At 71.2% G+C, this 18,236-nt stretch carries 18 protein-coding genes and 1 pseudogene; 12 read left to right on the top strand and 7 right to left on the bottom strand.

The window, feature by feature from the left end; genetic code table 11:
* The first annotated feature begins 42 nt into the window (after positions 1–42).
* The 8 genes and pseudogenes from ACWV17_RS16315 to ACWV17_RS16280 all read left to right on the top strand — a co-directional run bounded on the left by ACWV17_RS16315 (position 43) and on the right by ACWV17_RS16280 (position 9,022).
* On the top strand, positions 43–1,266 hold the full coding sequence (locus ACWV17_RS16315; RefSeq protein WP_455352896.1) for an amidohydrolase: 1,224 nt from the start codon (positions 43–45) through the stop codon (positions 1,264–1,266).
* A 191-nt stretch (positions 1,267–1,457) separates the two neighbouring features.
* A complete protein-coding gene (locus ACWV17_RS16310) occupies positions 1,458–2,501 on the top strand; it encodes a BMP family lipoprotein (RefSeq protein WP_455360287.1) in 1,044 nt (347 codons plus the stop codon).
* 181 nt (positions 2,502–2,682) lie between these two features.
* On the top strand, positions 2,683–4,275 hold the full coding sequence (locus ACWV17_RS16305; RefSeq protein ID WP_455352895.1) for an ABC transporter ATP-binding protein: 1,593 nt from the start codon (positions 2,683–2,685) through the stop codon (positions 4,273–4,275).
* Positions 4,272–5,384: an ABC transporter permease gene (locus ACWV17_RS16300; protein ID WP_455352871.1), complete on the top strand. Its 1,113-nt coding sequence runs from the start codon at positions 4,272–4,274 to the stop codon at positions 5,382–5,384. The genes ACWV17_RS16305 and ACWV17_RS16300 overlap by 4 nt, the downstream gene beginning before the upstream one ends.
* Entirely contained in the window at positions 5,381–6,670 is a 1,290-nt protein-coding gene (locus ACWV17_RS16295; protein WP_455352870.1) for an ABC transporter permease, read from the top strand. Before ACWV17_RS16300 ends, ACWV17_RS16295 begins: the two co-directional genes overlap by 4 nt.
* Positions 6,667–7,065 (top strand): annotated as a pseudogene (locus ACWV17_RS16290) (cytidine deaminase); the annotation flags it as partial. The gene ACWV17_RS16295 and the pseudogene ACWV17_RS16290, both read left to right, overlap by 4 nt.
* 69 nt (positions 7,066–7,134) lie before the next feature.
* On the top strand, positions 7,135–8,412 hold the full coding sequence (locus ACWV17_RS16285) for a thymidine phosphorylase (RefSeq protein ID WP_455352868.1): 1,278 nt from the start codon (positions 7,135–7,137) through the stop codon (positions 8,410–8,412).
* A 295-nt stretch (positions 8,413–8,707) separates the two neighbouring features.
* Positions 8,708–9,022, top strand: coding sequence for an STAS domain-containing protein (locus tag ACWV17_RS16280; protein ID WP_455360286.1), 315 nt, complete (start codon positions 8,708–8,710; stop codon positions 9,020–9,022).
* Here ACWV17_RS16280 and ACWV17_RS16275 read toward each other — a convergent pair.
* From ACWV17_RS16275 to ACWV17_RS16265, 3 genes are all read right to left on the bottom strand, one after another.
* Positions 8,918–9,913: a sigma-70 family RNA polymerase sigma factor gene (locus ACWV17_RS16275; protein WP_455360285.1), complete on the bottom strand. Its 996-nt coding sequence runs from the start codon at positions 9,911–9,913 to the stop codon at positions 8,918–8,920. The two genes, ACWV17_RS16280 and ACWV17_RS16275, sit on opposite strands and share 105 nt — an antisense overlap.
* Before the next feature lie 94 nt (positions 9,914–10,007).
* On the bottom strand, positions 10,008–10,703 hold the full coding sequence (locus ACWV17_RS16270) for a L,D-transpeptidase family protein (RefSeq protein WP_455352865.1): 696 nt from the start codon (positions 10,701–10,703) through the stop codon (positions 10,008–10,010).
* Positions 10,704–10,813: 110 nt separating this feature from the next.
* Positions 10,814–12,100: an MFS transporter gene (locus ACWV17_RS16265; protein ID WP_455360284.1), complete on the bottom strand. Its 1,287-nt coding sequence runs from the start codon at positions 12,098–12,100 to the stop codon at positions 10,814–10,816.
* 62 nt (positions 12,101–12,162) lie between these two features.
* Between ACWV17_RS16265 and ACWV17_RS16260 the strand changes: the two genes are divergently transcribed.
* Positions 12,163–13,116: a LysR family transcriptional regulator gene (locus tag ACWV17_RS16260; protein ID WP_455360283.1), complete on the top strand. Its 954-nt coding sequence runs from the start codon at positions 12,163–12,165 to the stop codon at positions 13,114–13,116.
* A 10-nt stretch (positions 13,117–13,126) separates the two neighbouring features.
* On the opposite strand, the gene ACWV17_RS16255 is transcribed toward ACWV17_RS16260, so the two are convergent.
* On the bottom strand, positions 13,127–13,891 hold the full coding sequence (locus ACWV17_RS16255; protein WP_455360282.1) for an alpha/beta hydrolase: 765 nt from the start codon (positions 13,889–13,891) through the stop codon (positions 13,127–13,129).
* Positions 13,892–13,993: 102 nt separating this feature from the next.
* Between ACWV17_RS16255 and ACWV17_RS16250 the strand changes: the two genes are divergently transcribed.
* The 3 genes from ACWV17_RS16250 (at position 13,994) to ACWV17_RS16240 (ending at position 16,411) form a co-directional block, all read left to right on the top strand.
* Positions 13,994–15,148 carry an adenosine deaminase gene (locus ACWV17_RS16250; protein WP_455360281.1) on the top strand — a complete coding sequence of 385 codons (1,155 nt, stop codon included), beginning with the start codon at positions 13,994–13,996 and terminating at the stop codon, positions 15,146–15,148.
* A 123-nt stretch (positions 15,149–15,271) separates the two neighbouring features.
* Positions 15,272–15,523: a hypothetical protein gene (locus ACWV17_RS16245; RefSeq protein ID WP_455352860.1), complete on the top strand. Its 252-nt coding sequence runs from the start codon at positions 15,272–15,274 to the stop codon at positions 15,521–15,523.
* Positions 15,524–15,697: 174 nt separating this feature from the next.
* Positions 15,698–16,411 carry a hypothetical protein gene (locus ACWV17_RS16240; protein WP_455360280.1) on the top strand — a complete coding sequence of 238 codons (714 nt, stop codon included), beginning with the start codon at positions 15,698–15,700 and terminating at the stop codon, positions 16,409–16,411.
* Positions 16,412–16,420: 9 nt separating this feature from the next.
* Here the strand turns inward: ACWV17_RS16240 and ACWV17_RS16235 are convergent, their stop codons facing one another.
* The 3 genes from ACWV17_RS16235 to ACWV17_RS16225 all read right to left on the bottom strand — a co-directional run bounded on the left by ACWV17_RS16235 (position 16,421) and on the right by ACWV17_RS16225 (position 18,098).
* Positions 16,421–16,621 (bottom strand): PspC domain-containing protein, encoded by a 201-nt coding sequence (locus ACWV17_RS16235; protein ID WP_455352858.1) that lies wholly within the window; start codon positions 16,619–16,621, stop codon positions 16,421–16,423.
* An 88-nt stretch (positions 16,622–16,709) separates the two neighbouring features.
* A complete protein-coding gene (locus ACWV17_RS16230; RefSeq protein WP_455360279.1) occupies positions 16,710–17,255 on the bottom strand; it encodes a VanZ family protein in 546 nt (181 codons plus the stop codon).
* A gap of 252 nt (positions 17,256–17,507) precedes the next feature.
* Complete coding sequence (locus tag ACWV17_RS16225; protein ID WP_455360278.1) at positions 17,508–18,098, bottom strand: hypothetical protein; 591 nt, start codon at positions 18,096–18,098, stop codon at positions 17,508–17,510.
* Positions 18,099–18,236 lie beyond the last annotated feature (138 nt).

Raw genomic sequence — 18,236 nt, 5'->3', positions numbered from 1 at the left:
TGACCGATGAATAGGCCTACCCTTCAACAGGTGAACCAGTTGATGTACCGCGAGTCCGAAGCCGACCTGCCCGGGGAAGCGGCACTGCCCGGCACGCTGCCGGAGAGCCTGCGTGCCGAACTGATCGCCTTCCGCCGTGACCTCCACATGCACCCCGAGCTGGGCAACCAGGAGTTCCGTACCACCGCGGCGATCAAGGCCCGGCTCGAACAGGCCGGACTGAAGCCACGCGTCCTGGACGCCGGTACGGGCCTGGTCTGCGACATCGGCCACTGGGACGGCACCCGCCCCATGCTGGCCATCCGCGCCGACATCGACGCCCTCCCTATCCCCGACGCCAAGGTCGGCGTGCCGTACCGCTCCACCGTCCCGGACCGCGCCCACGCCTGCGGCCACGACGTGCACACCACCACGGTGCTGGGCGCCGGCCTGGTCCTGGCCAACCTGGACCGGCAGGGGCTGCTGCCCCGACCGGTACGGCTGATCTTCCAGGCCGCCGAGGAGATCCTGCCTGGCGGCGCCGCCGACGCCATCGCCTCCGGCGTGATGGACGGCGTCGGCCGGATCATCGCGGTGCACTGCGACCCCAAGGTCGAGGTCGGCAAGGTCGGACTGCGGCACGGCGCGATCACCTCCGCCTGCGACCGGCTCGAGGTGACCCTGAACGGCGCCGGCGGCCACACCGCACGCCCCCACCTCACCACCGACCTGGTCACCGCCGCCGCCAAGGTGGTGTCGGAGGTGCCGGCGGTGCTGAGCCGCCGGGTGGACGCCCGCGCGGGCCTGTCGGTCACCTGGGGCCGGATCGAGGCCGGCCACGCGTGCAACGTCATCCCGATGCACGCTGAGCTGTCCGGTACGGTCCGCTGCCTGGACCTGCACGCCTGGCGCGACGCCCCCGACCTGGTGCACGAGGCGATCGACGAGGTCGCGACCCTGCACCGGGCCAAGTCGGAGATCAACTACGTCCGCGGCGTCCCGCCCGTCGTCAACGACCCCGCCATGTCCGACCTGCTGCGCGACGCCATGATCGCGCGCCGCGGACCGTATGCGATCGAGGACACCGAGCAGAGCCTGGGTGGCGAGGACTTCTCCTGGTACCTGGAGCTCGTCCCGGGCGCGATGGCCCGCCTGGGCGTGCGTACGCCGGGCGACCCGGTCCGCCGGGACCTGCACCGCGGCGACTTCGATGCGGACGAGGGCTCGATCCAGGCCGGCGTGGAGCTGTTCACCGCGGCCGCGCTGCTGGACGGCATGCGCGGATAGTCGCGGATAGTCACCGACCACCCCGCTCCCGTCACGGCGCCCTCGTCGCCGCGCAATCCCCTGTCGTGGCCTGTTCGCGACGATCCGATAACAACTCATGAACAGGCCTTTAACTGACATCTACGCGCGTTACGATCGCCGCGAAACCAGCGCCGGAAGAGGCGCTTCGGTCAGGTTGAAGGAGCCTCCCAGTGCGCCGGGTATCCAAGATCAGCGCCGCGTGTGCCATCACCGCGGCTCTCGCGCTCACCGCCACCGCTTGTGGCGAGTCGTCCACCGAGTCTCCGGGCACGGGTGGCGAGAAGAAGCTCAAGATCGGTATGGCCTACGACGTCGGCGGCCGTGGCGACAACTCGTTCAACGACTCCGCGGCCCGCGGCCTGGACAAGGCCAAGGCCGAGTTCGGCGCCGACACCAAGGAGCTCACCGCCAAGACCGGTGAGACCCCGGCCGACCGCGAGACGCGCCTCGCCTCGCTCGCCGAGGGTGGCTACAACCCGGTGATCGGTGTCGGCTTCGCGTACAAGGACGCGATCGACAAGGTCGCCGCGAAGTTCCCGGACACCACCTTCGGCCTGGTCGACTCCGTCTCGGACGCCAAGAACGTCGACAGCATCGTCTTCACCGAGGAGCAGGGCTCCTACCTCGCCGGTGTCGCGGCCGCGCTGAAGTCGAAGGACGGCAAGGTCGGCTTCATCGGCGGTGTCGACCTCCCGCTGATCAAGAAGTTCGCCGCCGGCTTCGAGCAGGGCGTCACGGAGACCAACCCGAAGGCCACGGTCCAGATCCAGTACCTGACCACCGGATCCGACCTCTCCGGCTTCGGCAGCCCCGACAAGGGCAAGGCCGCCGCCAAGGGCATGCTCGACAAGGGCATCGACGTCATCTACACGGCCGCGGGCGGCTCCGGCGCCGGCGCGATCGAGGCCGTCGCGGCCAAGCCGGGCGCCTGGGCGATCGGCGTGGACTCGGACCAGGCCAAGGACCCGGCCCTCTCCAAGTACGCCGACTCGATCCTGACCTCCGTGGTCAAGAACGTCGACACCGGTGTCTACGATCTGGCCAAGTCCGTCCACGACGGCAAGCCGCTGACCGGCGTGAACTCGTACTCCCTGGCCAAGGACGGCGTCAGCCTGACCACCACGGGTGACCACCTCAAGGACATCCAGGCCAAGATCGACGAGGCCAAGAAGAAGATCGTCGACGGCACCATCAAGGTGAAGACGACCACCTGACCGGCCCGCTGACCGGGGCCCGTGGGAGCGGCTGCTGCCGCTTCTCCGGGCCCCGTGTCACATATGGCGTCAGACAGTTTCTTTTTTTGGCAGAGCTACGCGCGTAGCATGCCGCCGAACGCGGTAATTTTCGCCCCCACCGCCCCCGCTCCCTCCGCCTCCTGCCCTAGGAGAGTGCGCCATCAAAGCGTCAAGCAGTCCCCATGCCGTAGAGCTCCGCGGCATCACCAAGCGATTCCCCGGAGTCGTGGCCAACCACGACATCGACATCACCGTGCGCAGAGGCACCGTGCACGCCCTCGTGGGCGAGAACGGCGCCGGCAAGTCCACTCTGATGAAGATCCTCTACGGCATGCAGAAGCCCGACGAGGGCACCATCGCGGTGGACGGCGAACAGGTCTCCTTCCACAACCCCGGTGACGCCATCGCGCGCGGCATCGGCATGGTGCACCAGCACTTCATGCTCGCGGACAACCTCACCGTCCTCGAGAACGTCGTGCTCGGCTCGGAGAAGCTGTACGGCATCGGGGACAAGGCACGCGCGAAGATCCGGGAGATCTCCGGCGCGTACGGTCTGGGCGTCCGGCCCGACGTCCTGGTCGAGGACCTGGGCGTGGCCGACCGTCAGCGCGTGGAGATCCTCAAGGTCCTCTACCGGGGCGCCCGCACGCTGATCCTCGACGAGCCGACCGCCGTCCTCGTCCCGCAGGAGGTCGACGCGCTCTTCGACAACCTCCGCGAGCTCAAGGCCGAGGGCCTGACCGTCATCTTCATCTCGCACAAGCTGGGCGAGGTGCTGTCGGTCGCCGACGAGATCACCGTGATCCGCCGCGGCACCACCGTGGGCAGCGCCGACCCGAAGACGGTCACCACCAAGCAGCTCGCCGAACTGATGGTCGGCACCGAGCTGCCCTCGCCCGAGACCCGCGAGTCGACCGTCACCGACGTACCGATGCTCCGGGTTCAGGACTTGAGGCTGACCGCCACCGACCCCGACGGCGTCGTACGCGCGGTGCTCGACGGCATCAGCTTCACCATCCACAAGGGTGAGGTGCTGGGCATCGCAGGCGTCGAGGGCAACGGCCAGTCGGAGCTGGTCGAGGCCATCATGGGCATGCGGACGCTGGACAGCGGCGTCCTCACCCTGGACACCGACGACATCACGCACACCCCGACGCGCAAGCGCCGCGAGGACGGCATGGGCGTCATCCCCGAGGACCGCCACCGGCACGGCCTGCTGCTGGAAGCGCCGCTGTGGGAGAACCGCATCCTCGGCCATGTCACCGAACGCCCCAACAGCAAGGGCGCGTTCCTCGACCTGAAGGCCGCGCGCGCCGACACCGAGCGGATCGTGCGCGAGTACGACGTGCGCACCCCCGGCATCGAGGTCACCGCGGCCTCGCTCTCCGGCGGCAACCAGCAGAAGCTGATCGTCGGCCGCGAGATGAGCCACCACCCCAAGCTGCTGATCGCCGCGCACCCCACCCGGGGCGTGGACGTCGGCGCGCAGGCGCAGATCTGGGACCAGATCCGGGAAGCGCGCCACGAAGGCCTGGCGGTGCTGCTGATCTCCGCTGACCTGGACGAGCTGATCGGCCTCTCGGACAGCCTGCGCGTCATGTACCGCGGGCGCCTGGTCGCCGACGCCGACCCCGCCACCATCACTCCGGAGGAGCTGGGTTCGGCCATGACCGGCGCGGCCACCGGCCATCTCGAGCACCCGGCCGGCGACGGTGCCGACGGCGACCCCGCAGACGGGGGAGAGGACCGATGAAGAAGTTCGACAAGGAGCGGCTGCTCCTGGGGCTCGCGGCCCCCGTACTCGCGATCGTGGTCGCGTTCCTGGTGACCGCCGTGGTGCTGGCCGCCACCGGCAAGGAGCCGTTCAACGCCTTCGGCATCATGTTCGACTACGGCCTGAAGTCGGACAGCCAGGTCTACATCCTGAACAAGGGAACGACGTACTACCTGGCGGGTCTCGCGGTGGCCATCGGCTTCCGCATGAACCTGTTCAACATCGGCGTCGACGGCCAGTACCGCCTCGCGGCCTTCTTCGCGGCCGCACTCGGCGGCGCGCTGACCCTCCCGGGCTTCCTCCAGATCCCGCTGATCATCCTCACCGCGATGATCGTCGGCGCGATGTGGGCCGGTATCGCCGGCGTCCTGAAGGTCACCCGCGGTGTCAGCGAGGTCGTCTCGACCATCATGCTGAACGCCATCGCCACCGCGATCATCGGCTACCTGCTCCAGGTGGGCCGTCTCGGACACCTGGACGAGGCCGGTACGAAGATCTCCACGGACCCGCTCCCGGAGTCCGCCCACTTCTTCGAGTTCCCGACCACCCCGGCCCCGGTCTGGGGCTTCATCGTCGTCGCCGTCGTCGCGGGCGTCGCGTACTGGTTCACCCTCTCGCGCACCCGCTTCGGCTACGACCTGCGGACGGTCGGCCAGTCCGGCTCCGCGGCCCAGGCGAGCGGTGTCGACGTGAAGAAGATGGTCGTCACCTCCATGCTGATCTCCGGCGCCATGGCCGGTCTGATCGGCATGCCCACGCTGCTCAACGACTCGTTCGAGTACAGCGGCGACTTCCCCGTGGGTATCGGCTTCACCGGTATCGCCATCGCCCTCCTCGGCCGCAACCACCCGGTCGGCATCGCCCTCGGCGCGCTGCTCTGGGCCTTCCTGGAACGCGGCACCGGCAAGCTCGAATTCGAGGGCTACGACAAGGAGATCGTCGGCGTGATCCAGGGCGTCATCGTCCTGTGCGTCGTCATCGCGTACGAAGTGGTGCGCCGCTTCGGCCTCAAGCGCCAGCAGCGGCAGGTCGGCGAGAAGCTCGCCGCCCAGGCCCGTAACTCCGACCAGCAGGAGGTGTCGGCGTGACCGCCACGGCGACTTCCACCCCACCGCCCGCCGCGCCCAAGGCGGCCGGCGGCAAGGGCGGCCGCACCCGCCTGTCCTTCCCCGTCATCCTGCTGATCATCGCGGCCGGCCTGCTCGCGCTGTCCGCCGTGCGGGCCATCACGGGCGCCGAGGACCTCACCGGTGCCGGCCAGATCAGCGCGGCCCTCGCCATGGCCGTACCGATCGGCCTGGCCGGCCTCGGCGGCCTGTGGGCCGAGCGGGCCGGCGTGGTCAACATCGGCCTCGAAGGCATGATGATCCTGGGCACCTTCTTCGGGGCCTGGGCCGGCTGGCAGACCAACCCCTGGATCGGTGTGCTCGCCGGTGTGCTCGGCGGTATGTTCGGCGGCCTGCTGCACGCGATCGCCACCGTCACCTTCGGTGTCGACCACATCATCTCCGGCATCGCGATCAACATCCTGGCGGTCGGTGTCACCACCTACTTCGCCAAGCTGTGGTTCAACACCGGTGAGGCGGCCCAGCGCGGCGGCAGCCCCAAGCAGTCCCCGCCGGCCGAGGACATCACCTCGATCACCGTGCCCGGACTGTCCGACTGGCTGGCCTCGATCGAGAAGCACCACTGGTTCCTCGTCTCGGACCTGGCGGGCATCTTCGGCGGCCTGGTCACCAACCTGTCGCTGCTGACGATCGTGGCCGTCCTGCTCTTCGTCGGCACCTTCTGGGTGCTGTGGAAGACCGCCTTCGGCCTGCGGCTGCGCTCCTGCGGCGAGAACCCGATCGCCGCGGAGTCGCTGGGCGTCAACGTCTACACGTACAAGTACATCGCGGTGGTCGTCTCCGGCGGTATGGCCGGCCTCGGCGGCGCCTTCCTCTCCCTGGTCACCTCGCACATCTACAACGAGGGCCAGACCGGCGGCCGCGGCTACATCGGCCTCGCCGCGATGATCTTCGGCAACTGGCGTCCCGGCGGACTCGCCATGGGCGCGGGCCTGTTCGGCTTCGCCGACGCCCTCCAGCTGCGGGCCGGCGGCCAGTCCGTACACGCGCTGCTCCTGCTGCTGGTGGTGCTGCTCGTGGGTCTCGCGCTGTGGAAGCTCTACCGCAAGAGCTACCTGGTCGCCGCGATCAGCGGAGTCATCGCCGCCGGCGTCCTGGTCTGGTACCTCGGTACGGACACGGTGCCCACCGAGTTCGTGAGCGCCACCCCGTACGTCGTCACGCTGCTCGTCCTCTCGCTGTCCGCGCAGCGGCTGCGGATGCCGAAGGCGGACGGTATGCGGTACCGGAAGGGCCAGGGCAAGTGACGCGGGCCGCGACCGTCGACTGGGAAGCCCTGCGGGCGGCGGCCCGGGACGCCATGTCCCGTGCGTACGCGCCGTATTCGGGCTTCCCGGTCGGCGTCGCCGCCCTCGTCGACGACGGCCGTACGGTGGTGGGATGCAATGTCGAGAACGCCTCGTACGGTCTCGGCCTGTGCGCCGAGTGCGGGCTGGTCTCCCAGCTCCAGGCGACCGGCGGCGGCCGGCTGACCCACTTCGTCTGTGTGGACGGCCGGGGCGAGGCCCTGGTGCCGTGCGGGCGCTGCCGGCAGCTGCTGTTCGAATTCGGCGGCGGTGAGCTGCTGTTGGAGACGCCGGAAGGCATCCGCACCCTCGCCGAAATGCTGCCGCAGGCCTTCGGCCCGAACCATCTCTCGCAGATCCTCCTCAGCAACGCGGCCCTTCCGCTCCGCTCCGGCGGAGGGGCCGCCCCGGAAGGAAGCCTCACCATGGACGTCATCTCCGTCATCCGCACCAAGCGGGACCGCGGCGAGCTGAGCCCCGAGCAGATCGACTGGGTCATCGACGCCTACACGCGCGGCGAGGTCGCCGACGAGCAGATGTCCGCGCTGGCGATGGCGATCCTGCTCAACGGCATGACCCGCGTCGAGATCGCCCGCTGGACCGCCGCGATGATCAACTCCGGCGAGCGGATGAACTTCTCCGCCCTCTCCCGCCCCACCGCCGACAAGCACTCCACCGGCGGCGTCGGCGACAAGATCACCCTCCCGCTGGCGCCGCTGGTCGCCGCCTGCGGTGCGGCCGTACCGCAGCTGAGCGGCCGCGGCCTCGGCCACACCGGGGGCACGCTCGACAAGCTGGAGTCCATCCCCGGCTGGCGCGCGCTGCTCTCCAACGCCGAGATGCTCGACGTGCTGGAATCCACCGGCGCGGTCATCTGCGCGGCGGGCGACGGACTCGCCCCCGCGGACAAGAAGCTCTACGCGCTGCGCGATGTCACCGGCACCGTCGAGGCCATCCCGCTGATCGCCTCGTCCATCATGTCCAAGAAGATCGCCGAGGGGACCGGCTCGCTCGTCCTGGACGTCAAGGTTGGCACCGGCGCCTTCATGAAGAACATCGAGGACGCCCGCGAACTCGCCGCGACCATGGTGGGGCTGGGCACCGACCACGGTGTGAAGACGGTCGCGCTGCTCACCGACATGTCCACGCCGCTCGGCCTCACCGCCGGCAACGCCCTGGAGGTCCGCGAGTCCGTCGAGGTGCTGGCGGGCGGCGGCCCGGCCGACGTCGTCGAGCTGACCCTCGCGCTCGCACGCGAGATGCTGGACGCGGCCGGCCTGAAGGACGCCGACCCGGCCAAGGCGCTGGCCGACGGCTCCGCCATGGACGTGTGGCGCCGGATGATCGCCGCCCAGGGCGGCGACCCGGACGCCACGCTGCCGGTCGCCCGTGAGCAGCACGTCGTGCATGCCTCCTCCACCGGGGTGCTGACCGGCCTGGACGCCTACGCCGTCGGCGTCGCGGCCTGGCGGCTCGGCGCGGGACGGGCCCGCAAGGAGGACCAGGTGCAGGCGGGCGCGGGCATCGAGCTGCACGTCAAGCCGGGTGCCACCGTCACGGCCGGCCAGCGCCTGATGACCCTGCACACGGACACCCCGGAGAAGTTCGAGTACGCCCTGGAGGCCCTGGACGGCGGCGTGCTGGTCGCCCCCGAGCGCACGGCCTTCACCCCCGGCCCGGTCCTGCTGGAACGCGTCTCCTGACCCACCACGCCACGGTCAGCCGGGCGGAACGCCCAGGGGGTGTCCGGCCGATCATGCCGGGCTCCCGCCGCCTGGCACGCACATCTGCGGCGTTGGCCGAATCCGCCCATAGCTCCGCTATGGCCGAATCCAGCCGCCTTGCAGCTGCGCGCACCAGACGCCGCTCGCTGATCCGGCCTGATCGACCGGACACCCCCTCGCTGTGCGATGAGTTCCGCCCGCCCGGCGGGTCTGCCCTCATGTGGACCCCATCCGACGAAGCGACCGACGACGTGACCTCGTCATCATCGGCCCGGTGACCCGTGCCGATGTGCCGCGGCTGTGCGAGCGGCTGCGGGAGCTGCTGCACGACTGCCCCGGCGCCGGGGTGGTGGACTGCGACGTCGGCGCGCTCGCCTCGCCCGACCTCGCCACCGTGGACGCCCTGGCCAGGCTGCAGCTCACCGCCCGGCGGATGGGCGGCCGGATCAGGCTGCGCCGGCCCAGCGGCCGGCTCCGCGCGCTGCTAGGGCTGGTCGGGCTGGGCGTCGAGGTGCTCGGGGAGGCCGAAGAGCGGGAACCACCGCTCGGTGTCCAGGAACGCGTTGAGCCCGACGATCTTCCCTTCTGAGATCTCGATGACCTGGAGCGCCCACGGGGCGTGGCCGTCGCCCGACTCGCTGACCCGGTACTGGCCGAAGGCCGGCAGGCCGTTCGCCACGGTCGGGACGAGCCGGGAGCCCTTGCAGCCGATGCCCTGGTTGACGTGCCAGGCACGGATCTCGGCGGGGCCGTGCAGCCACAGGTCGAAGGGGGGCATGGACAGCGTGGCGTCCTCGTGCAGCAGCGCCGTGAGCTGGTCCATGTCGTACCCCTCGAAGGCGGCGACATAGCGCTCCAGCAGCTTCTGCTGGTCCTCGTCGAGCGGGTCGGCGGCGTCGCTCTCCCGTATCTCGCTCGCCGCGAGCGTGGCGCGGGCCCGCTGCAGCGCGCTGTTCACCGAGGCGACCGAGGTGTCGAGCAGCTCGGCGACCTCGCTCGCCTTCCAGGCCAGCACCTCGCGCAGGATCAGCACCGCGCGCTGCTTGGACGGCAGATGCTGGAGCGCCGCGACGAAGGCCAGCCGGACCGACTCCTTCGCCACGGCCATGTCGGCGGGGTCGGCGGTGGCCGGCAGCACCCGGCCGTCCGGCACCGGCTCCAGCCAGGTCACTTCGGGCAGGGTGTTGAGCACGGCCGTGGCCTGCGTCTGCGGGGACGACAGGTCCATGGGACGGGCCCGGCGGTTCCCCGCGTTCAGCATGTCCAGGCAGACGTTGGTCGCGATGCGGTAGAGCCACGACCGCAGCGAGGAGCGGCCCTCGAAGCGGTCGTAACTCCGCCAGGCGCGGACGAGCGTGTCCTGGACGGCGTCCTCCGCCTCGAAGGCGGAGCCCAGCATCCGGTAGCAGTAGCCCGTCAGCTCGACGCGGTACTTCCCCAGATTGGAGTCGAGATCCGGTTTCGTCGCGAGATCACTCATGGAGATCCACCACCCCTGTAGCCCATTGGCACCAGCGATTCGGAACCTACACGAGCGCTCTGACAACGGCAGCCGGAACGGCTCCGGGGCCGTCTCAGGTGCCGGGCTTGCGCCCGTACACGAAGACGTCGTCGCCGTTCTTCAGCATGCCCCAGTACGCCTTCGCGTCGGCCGGCCGCATATTGACGCAGCCGCCCGAGCCGGGCGGGTTCCACATGCTCTTGGTGGTGGAGTGGAAGGCCTGCCCGCCGTCGAAGAACTGCGAGTACGGCATCCACACCTTGTAGATCGTCGACCAGTGGTTGGCGGACCGGTAGTAGATCTTCTTCGCCCCGGTCCGCGTCTCGGTGCCGTTCTTCCCGGTCCGCACCGGCACCGGTCCGTACTTCAGTGTCCTGCCGTCCTGGATCCAGCTCAGCTGCCGGGTCAGGTCGACACAGGCGATGCGGCCCTTGTTGACCGGGCAGGTGCCGGCCTTGTTGGGGTTGGTGCCGGCCGCCCGCTGGGCAAGCATCGTGCTCATCGTGCGCCAGGTGACCGGGCCCGCGTAGCCGATGGTCGGCGTGATCCCGTGCTTGGCCTGGAAGGAACGTATCGCCGTGCAGTCAGCGGCCGACTGCCTGCCGTCCACCGGCCGCCCCAGGAACTTCTCGACCTGCTTCTGGTACGGCCCGGTGCTCGTCGTGCACGTCGCCGCCTGGGCCGGCGTACTGCCCACCGCCACCGCTACCGGCACCACGAGCGCGACGACCCCGGCCGCCACGGTCCCTCTCCTGCGTATCTGTCCCATTTCTCCCCGTCCCTCCCGCGCACGCATGACGTCCTGCGAGCTAGACATGCGAAATGCAGGTGAAGTTGCACGGAAAGCCGGGGCAGTTTCACGCGCTTCGTGATAATGGATCAACGCTGTGCAGCGGCGAGCACCAGCCGGCGCTCCGCCCGCGCGCAGCGCGAGCCGTACAGGGTGATCGAGACGACGCCCAGGACCGCCAGCAGGCCGAGCAGGACCGTGGCCGCCCAGCCGCCCGCGTGGAACGCGACCGCGCCCAGCGTGCCGCCCACGCTGGAGCCCAGGTAGTACGCCGACTGGTAGAGGGCGGAGGCCTGCGCGCGGCCCGTCTTCGCCGTACGGCTGACCGACGACGAGGCGACCGCGTGGCCCGCAAAGAAGCCCGCGGTGATCAGCACCAGCCCCAGCAGCACGGCGGCCAGGCTGTCGGCGAGCGAGAGCAGCAGGCCGGCCGCGGTGGTGGTGACCGCCAGGTACAGCGCCCCGCGGCGGCCGGTACGGGCCACCAGCCGGCCGGCCGCGGCCGAGGAGGCCGTACCGACCAGGTAGACCAGGAAGACCGAACCCACGACGCCCTGCGGGAGGGAGAACGGCTCGTCCACCAGCCGGTAGCCGATCACCGTGTACACCGCGCCGAACACGGTCATGAACAGCGCGCCGATCGCGTACAGCCGGCACAGCAGCGGGTCGGCCAGATGACCGCGCACCGTCCGGGCCAGCGTGCGCGGGCTCAGCGAACCGGGTACGAAGTGGCGCGCCCTCGGCAGCAGCAGCCGGAAGACCACCGCGCACAACAGGGCCAGCAGGCCGACCGCCGCCAGCGCCGCGCGCCAGCCCCAGGCCTGGGCCACCCAGCCGGTCAGCACCCGGCCGCTCATCCCGCCGATGCTGTTGCCCGCCACGAACAGGCCGATCGCGGCGACCAGCGCCTTGGGCCGCACCTCCTCCGCCAGGTACGCCATCGCGGACGCCGGCAGTCCGGCGAGCGCCGCGCCCTGTACGGCGCGCAGCGCCACCAGCCAGCCGAGGTCCGGCGCGAACGGCACCAGGAGGCCGACCACGACCGCCACCGTCAGGGACACCGTCATCAGCCGGGTGCGCCCGAACCGCTCGGACAGCGCGCTCAGCGGCAGTACGCACAGCGCCAGCGCGCCCGTCGCGGCGGAGACCGACCAGCTCGCCTGCCCGGCGGTCACCGCGAAGTCGGCGGAGACGGCGGGAAGCAGGGCCTGGGTGGAGTAGAGGAGGGCGAAGGCCGCCACCCCGGCGGCGAAGAGCGCGAAGCTCATCCGGCGGTAGCCGGTGGCGCCCGGGGCGAGTCGGGTGACGTCGGTGGAGGGGGACGGCGCGGCGGAGGCACCCACGGTGGTGGGTGCCCCGGTACTGGCAGGAGGCATATGTCGAAGGTAGGCCGCGCGGTTTTATGCGTCCAATGCATGGAACGGCGATAATCGTTCCCATGGTGCATGACCCCAGCTCACAGCCGTCCCTGTCACCGGGCAGTTACGAAGAAGACATTGTCGCGGTGCTGGCGCCCCGCCTCGCGTACTTCGCCGGCGTCGCCCGCCACGAGCACGTCACCCGCGCCGCGCAGGAGATGTCCGTACCGCAGTCGACGCTCTCCCGGGCGATGGTCAGGCTCGAACAGGACCTCGGCGTCGACCTTTTCGCCCGGCACGGCCGCACGGTCTCGCTGACCCCGGCCGGCCGTACGTTCCTCACTTCCGTACAGCGGGCGCTCGCCGAGGTCGAGCGGGCCGCCGAGACGGTTCGCGCCGACGCCGATCCGGCGGCCGGCAAGGTCGCCTTCGGCTTCCTGCACACCATGGGCTCCGAGACCGTGCCGGGGCTGATCCGCGCCTTCCGCGCCGATCACCCCCGGGTCCGCTTCCAGCTCGTACAGAACTACGGCGAGGCCATGCTCGAACGCCTCCGGGCCGGGGACCTCGACCTCTGTCTGACCTCGCCCGTCCCGGACGCGCCCGACCTCGTCGCGCGCCGCCTGGACGAGCAGCGGCTGCGCCTGGTCGTGCCCGACGACCACCGGCTCGCGACCCGCAAGCGGGTCCGGCTGGCGGAGGCGGCCGACGAGACGTTCGTGACCCTGGAACCGGGCTACGGCCTGCGCCGCATCACCGACGACCTGTGCGCCGAGGCGGGCTTCAAACCGCGGGTCGCGTTCGAGGGCGAGGAGGCGGAGACCCTGCGGGGCCTGGTGGCGGCCGGCCTCGGCGTGGCGCTGCTGCCACCGCCCGCGGTGGCCCGGCCGGGCGTGGTCGAGCTGACGGTGACGGCCCCGCGCGCGGTACGGGAGATCGGCGTCGCCTGGCTGGACGGCCACCCGGACACCGCCCCGGTGGCCGCCTTCAAGCGCTTCCTGCTCTCGCGCCGGGGCCATCTGCTCCCGGACTAGGGGGTGTCCGTCAGCCTCGCAGCGAGCGGCCGAATCCCCCCGCCAGTGGCATCCGCAGCCCGATCGGCGGCGGCGCGGCCAGCGCGTCCGCGACCGGCCGCGCGAACGCGCGCGAGTAGACCGCGCCCAGTACGAAGTCGGCGGCCAGCGCCAGGACTTCGGCGCGGTGCTGGTACAGGCCGTGGCCGTCGGAGTGCACCTCGAAGCGGCAGATGTCCCGGTGGGCCTTCTTGGCGCGCTGGGCCAGCCGGTACGACAACTCCGGGTCGGTACGGGTGTCGTTGGTGCCGTGCACGATCAGCACCTGCCGGTCGGCGAGCTGCTTCACCGGTTCCGGGCATGCGGCGACATCGTCCTCCGGCAGCCAAGGTGCCAGAGCCAGCACGGAGTTGACGGCCGGATGACCGGCGGCGTGCAGCGCGGCCCGGCCGCCCATGTCGTACCCGGCGAGGCAGACGGGCACGTCGCCGTACCGCCGTACGACCTCGTCGGCCGCCCACTCGGCGTCCCGGGCCAGCCGCGCGCCGGGGCCGTTCCAGCCGCGCGAGCGGTAGTGGACGACATGCGCGACGAGGCCGTCGGAGCGGCCCGCGCGGGCCAGTGCGCGCGCCAGCGGGCGTACGAAGGCGTGGGAGAGAGGGGAGGGCCGGCGGGTCGACTCGGGCTCGCCCCCGGGGAGCAGCAGGACCACGCCGGTGACGGTGGAACCGGTGCCGGCCGCGCTGATCGCCCGCCCCAGGCGGGCCCCGCGCGCCGACGGCGCAAGCAGTGCCATGACAGAACAGTCTCAGAAGCACAGATGTACTCCATCCGTCCGTGGGGTCACTGTTACGTATCGACCAAGCGGATCTACGCGCGTAGGAGGTAGAGTGCCGAGATGACGAGCGAGACCCCGAACCTTCCCACCGCGGACCAGATCCGCCGTTCCCCCAAGGTGCTGCTGCACGACCACCTCGACGGCGGCCTGCGTCCCGGCACGATCATTGAGGTGGCCCGCGCCACGGGCTACGAAGGACTCCCCGAGACCGACGCCGACAAACTCGGCATCTGGTTCCGCGAGGCCGCCGACTCCGGATCGCTGGAGCGCTATCTGGAGACCTTCGCGCACACCTGCGCCGTCATGCAGACCCGCGACGCGCTCGTCCGGGTCGCGGCCGAGTGTGCCGAGGACCTCGCCGAGGACGGCGTCGTGTACGCCGAGGTGCGGTACGCCCCCGAGCAGCACCTCGAAGCCGGCCTGACCCTCGAAGAGGTCGTCGAGGCCGTCAACGAGGGCTTCCGCGAGGGCGAGCGCCGGGCCAGGGCCAACGGTCACCGCATCCGCGTCGGCGCCCTCCTCACCGCGATGCGGCACGCCGCCCGCGCGCTGGAGATCGCCGAACTCGCCAACCGCTACCGCGACGTGGGTGTGGTCGGCTTCGACATCGCGGGCGCCGAGGCGGGCTTCCCGCCCACCCGGCACCTCGACGCGTTCGAGTACCTCAAGCGCGAGAACAACCACTTCACGATCCACGCGGGCGAGGCGTTCGGCCTGCCGTCGATCTGGCAGGCGCTGCAGTGGTGCGGCGCGGACCGCCTCGGCCACGGCGTGAAGATCATCGACGACATCGAGGTGGCCGCCGACGGCAGTGTCAAGCTCGGCCGCCTCGCCTCGTACGTACGGGACAAGCGCATCCCGCTGGAGATGTGCCCCAGCTCCAACCTGCAGACCGGCGCCGCGGCGTCGTACGCCGACCACCCCATCGGCCTGCTGCGCAAGCTGCACTTCCGGGCCACCGTCAACACGGACAACCGGCTGATGAGCGGCACCAGCATGAGCCGCGAGTTCGAGCACCTGGTCGGGACCTTCGGCTACACGCTCGACGACATGCAGTGGTTCACCGTCAATGCGATGAAGTCCGCCTTCATTCCTTTTGACGAACGACTCGCAATGATCAATGACGTGATCAAGCCCGGCTACGCCGAGCTGAAGTCCGAATGGCTGTTCAAGCAGACCGCTTCGACCAGGGGTTCCGTCGCGCCTCAGGGCTGAGCCTCACGCGACAGCAGCGGCCGGGAACGTCAATTCCCGGCCGCTTTCACGTTTTGCGGGCCGCGCTCGGGGCTGGCTACGTTGCGGAGCCGCTCAAATTCCCCGTCGCAAGGACGAGATTCGATGAAGCAGTCAGCTGCCAGGACCCTCGGTGTCGCCGCTCTCGGCGCCGCCTTCGCCGCAGCCGCCGCCGGTTCCGCCTCCGCCGCCCCCGCCCCGGCCCTCCCGGACGCGACCGGCCTCCTGGGCGGCGTCACCTCGACGCTGCCCGCCAAGACCGCCAACGTCCCCGTGGCCGACTCCCTCGGCGGGGGCACCGACCCCGTCAAGACCCTGCTGGGCGGCGTGCCGCTGGCCGGCGGCCTGACCGGCTGAGCGTTTTCCGCGTGCGTACGGCGTGCCCGTGCGCGGGGCCCGTACGCAGGGCTGCGCGGGGCTCGTACGCAAGTGCGGTGGGCGTGCACCTCGGTGAGGTGTGCGCCCGGCCGTCTTCGTGTGCCAGGATCACCGCTCAAACAGCGCCAGACCCACGGGGTGTGAGGTTCCGACATGCGCGTGAAGGCAACCGGAGTGGCCGCACTCCTCACCGTGTCCGCGCTGCTGTCGGCCACCGCCTGCAGCGGCGGCTCCGCCGCCGGGGAGGGCAAGAGCGCCACCGGCACCCGCAGCGCCGCGCCGAGCGGCGCGGCCGCCCGTACCCCGCTGGAGAAAGCGGCGCTGGAGCGGTCCGATCTGCCCGGCTACCAGGTCTCCAAGGAGGGCAAGGACCCCTCGGCGCCCGACGGCCAGCCCCGGGCGGACAAGAAGGAGTGCCAGCCGCTCGCCGACATCATGGGTGACAAGCCGGACCCGGCCGCGCGCGAGACCGTCAACCGTGGCCTCGGCTCCCAGAAGGAGCTGGGCCTCGCGATCTCCGCCTCGCTCAGTGCGTACGACGAGGCCGGCGCGCAGCGGGTCATCGACGGGCTCAAGGCGGCGGTGGCGGCGTGCGGTTCGGGATTCACCGCCACCGTGCAGAAGCAGACCGCGAAGTACGCCGCCGTCAAGGCCAAGGACTTCGAGGTCGCGGGCGACGAGTTGGTCAGCTACACCCTGTCGGCCTCCTCCCAGGGCGTCTCGGCGCCCCTGCACATGGTCATCGTCCGCGAGGACTCGACGATCGTGCGCCTGATGGCTCTCAACGTGGCGGCCAAGAAGGAGCCGCGGGTGCCGCGGGAGGTCGCGGACAAGCAGCTGGCGAAGATCGCCGAGACCCTCGGCTGACCACCGCGCCTACCACGCGGTGGTGGCGGTCTTCTCGGACGGCAGCAGCGCCCACAGGGCGAGGTAGACCAGGATCTGCGGGCCGGGCAGCAGGCACGAGACCAGGAAGATCACTCGCATCGTGGTCGCGGAGGTGCCGAAGCGCCTGGCCAGCGCCGCGCACACGCCCCCGATCATGCGGCCGTCACGGGGACGAACCAGAGCGGTCATGGTGGGCTCCTTCACGAGTTACGCGGGAGCCGCTCGGTGTGCTCCCGATGCGTCAATCCTCGCGCCGCGAAGCGGTCAAAGCGTCGCTCTACGGGGCGATCCCGACCCTGGGAATCGTCGGGGTGGGCCCCTGAGGCGACTCCCCCCGCCGGACGGCGCCCGACGGGTGCTGCCGCCGGCGGCGCAGCCTGGCCCGCATCGCGGGTACGACGGCCAGGTGGGCCAGGGCCACCCCGGCGGTGTTCAGCAGCAGCGAGTCCACGTCGACGACCTGCCCCGGCACCCCGGTCTGCAGCAGCTCGATGCCGAGGGAGATCAGGGCACCGGCCGCGACGGTACGGGCCAGCGACGCCAGCGGCGAGACGTTCAGCCGCCCGCCGGCCAGCGGAAGCAGCACGCCGAGCGGGGCCAGCAGCAGCAGCCCCTCACCGATGCGGCGCGCGGCCTCCAGCGGCCCGTACGCGAGGTCGGCCTTGATCCCGGCCAGCGGCGTCAGATTCGCCGCGGTCACCCACGGCACGTCGAGCGGGCGCAGCGTCAGCCACCCGACCATGACCAGATGCGCGAGCAGGAGCACGACCCCCACCGCACGAAAACGGACGACGGCACTGCCGCCCACACCCTTACGCTGCACGCCCCCCAAGACGCACCGACCGGCAGGATCGGTTCCGCGTCCGCCCGGTCGGGCCGGGTGTGATGTGCGCCGCTCGGGGTGGGGGTCCGGCGGGCGGAGTCCGCCGCAGCAGCGCGAAGCGCCGAGGCCCCCCGGGGCCGAGGCTGCGAGTGGTGCGTCGGGGAGTGGTCGCACCGACCGGCAGGATCGGTTCCGCGTCCGCCCGGTCGGGCCGGGTGTGATGTGCGCCGCTCGGGGCGGGGGCCCGGCGGGTCAGGGCGACGGGGTTGGGCGGACCACTTCGCCCAGGGTCGGCACCGCCTCCGGGCGGGCGCGCAGGGACTCCGTGCACTCCCACTCCCGTGGCGGGTCCTCGTCCGGGCCGCCCAGCACCACCGGGCCGTCCGAGCCGACCGCCTCGCTGCCCGCCAGTGTGCAGACGATCTGCGCCAGGGCCAGCGGCGGCAGGTCCTCGGGGCGGCGGCTCAGCCGCAGCGCCTCCTCCGGGTCGCCGGACCGGCGGTCCGGGGCGACCGTCAGCGCGTCCGGTACCTCGGTGGAGAACCCCGCGTCCCGCTCGGCGGACGACGGCGCGCGTTTCAGCTCGCCCAGCAGCACCTGCGCGACCGCGGCCGGCTCGCGGCCGGCCTTGTCCTCCGCGAGCGGTACGACCCGCTTCACCGCCACCAGCTGCGAACCGCAGACCAGCTGCACCTCGACCCGGACGCCGTCCGCGGGCTGCGTACCGCCGTCCTCCGGCGGGCTGTCGCAGGACACCCGCGACGGCGCCGGCCCGGCGTCGACGGGCACCGAAGTGGCCCGGATCCCGCAGCCGGCCAGCCCGCTGCCGACCAGCAGCAGCACGCACACCACTCCTAGGGCCTCTCGTTTGGATCTTGCCGGGCTCGCGGGGTCTGGCACCGCGCCTCGCCGCGTTGTCGTCAGTCGCCAGGGCTCCGCCATGGCTCCTTCCTCCGCCTTGCGATGCACGGCACCAGACCC

This window comes from Streptomyces mabaensis, assembly GCF_053763515.1.
Note: the sequence above shows the minus strand (reverse complement) of the source record. Positions and strands in the feature narration are given on the sequence as shown.